Source organism: Mesorhizobium sp. M7A.F.Ca.CA.001.08.2.1 (assembly GCF_003998455.1).
GTDB lineage: Bacteria > Pseudomonadota > Alphaproteobacteria > Rhizobiales > Rhizobiaceae > Mesorhizobium > Mesorhizobium ciceri.
The window spans coordinates 1-1,797 of sequence record NZ_RZPW01001011.1 but is presented as its reverse complement, the minus strand read 5'-3'; the positions used below and the strand labels follow the sequence as shown (position 1 = coordinate 1,797).

General features: G+C 59.3%; 1 protein-coding gene. It reads left to right on the top strand.

Going from position 1 to position 1,797, the window contains the following annotated elements:
• On the top strand, positions 1–1,670 hold a 1,670-nt coding region (locus tag EN914_RS34125), incomplete at its 5' end, for a hybrid sensor histidine kinase/response regulator (protein ID WP_164779125.1).
• Between the last annotated feature and the right edge of the window lie 127 nt (positions 1,671–1,797).

Here is a 1,797-nt window from a genome sequence, read left to right as displayed (position 1 = left end):
GGCTCAGGCCATTCGCCGACGGGCTGCTGCGGCTGAAGCGCCTTCAATCGGACCTCGCAAGTGCGTTCGACAATCTTCATGCACTGCTGCCGCCGGGTTCAAACGATGGGGCAGCGGTGGAGGCGCTGGCTTCAGCCCAGCGAAAGCTTCGGTTGAGCCAAGCGTTCCTGGCGGAGCGTCTCGATGAATTGGATTCAGTGGATCGGAAAGCGACCGATCTTGCCAACAGATTGTACGATGAAACGTTGGCGAGCCGGATGCGGCCTTTCGAGGACGGCGTGCGACATTATGCGAGAACGGTCCGAGACCTCGGTCATACCCTTGGCAAGCGGGTGCGACTGGAGATCGTAGGCGGCTCGACCGGCATCGACCGCGATATCCTCGAGCGGCTCGATGCCCCTTTGGGGCATCTTTTGCGCAACGCTGTAGACCATGGGCTTGAATCGCCTGAGGAGCGCCTCGCGATGGGGAAACCCGAAGAGGGGCTCATCAGGCTCGAAGCGAGGCATAGTGCCGGGCTACTGCAGATAGCCGTGGTGGACGACGGCAAGGGGATCGAGCTCTCGAAGCTGCGCGAGACTGTCATCGCCCGGCAGCTTGCGACCAGGGAAAGTGCTGACACACTCAGCGAAACCGAATTGCTCGCATTCCTGTTTCTGCCAAGCTTTTCGATGAAAGCGGGCCTCACCGACGTGTCCGGCCGTGGTGTGGGGCTCGATGCAGTGCAGGCGATGACGAAAGAGGTCCGCGGAATCACGAGCGTTTCCTCGGAATTTGGTCGTGGAACCCGGTTTCAACTGCAGCTGCCGCTGACGTTGTCAGTCCTGCGCACACTACTCGTCGAAGTCGATGGGGAGCCCTATGCGTTTCCACTCGCCGCCATCTCCAAGACAATCAAATTGCAGCGGATGCAGATCAACCTGCTGCAGGGCCGACCGCATTTTCGCTTGAACGATCGACAGATCGGGCTGGTCACCGCGCGCGAGGTGCTGGATCGAGGTGAGCCCGGATCCGAACCGGACGAACTCTCGGTCGTCGTCGTGGATACGGGTCGGGGCGATGCGTACGGCCTGATCGTTGACCGTTTTCTCGGGGAACGCGAGTTGGTGATCAGACCTCTCGATCAACGATTTGCCAAGATCAAGGACATCAGCGCAGCGGCCCTGATGGAAGACGGTTCGCCTGTTCTGATCTTCGACGTTGATGATCTGATCCGATCGGTGGAGAAGCTTGCGTCGTCCAGCGGATTTCGAGCTCTTCGGCGCGCTGCGGGCGGTCCCGAGCCGAGCAGGCGCAAGCGCGTGCTCGTGATTGACGATTCCCTCACGGTCCGCGAACTCCAGCGCAAGATGTTGGGCAATCACGGTTATGATGTCGAAGTGGCGGTCGACGGTATGGACGGGTGGAATGCCGTCCGGTCTGGTCCTTTCGATCTCGTCGTCACTGACATAGATATGCCGCGCATGGATGGCATCGAGTTGGTGAGCTTGATCAGAAAGGACGCCCATCTCAAGAACACACCCATAATGATCGTTTCATACAAGGATCGGGAAGAAGATCGCTCGCGCGGGCTTGACGCCGGTGCGGACTATTATCTGACCAAGAGTACCTTTCAGGACGAGGCGCTGATCCATGCGGTCGTGGACATGATTGGCGAGGCGACTGAATGAGATCGAAATTGGAAGCCAACGAATGAGAATCGGCGTAGTCAACGACATGCCGATGGCGGTTGAGCTTCTGCGCCGGCTGGTCTTGTCGATCGGCGAACATCAGGTCGCATGGATCGCGACCAATGGG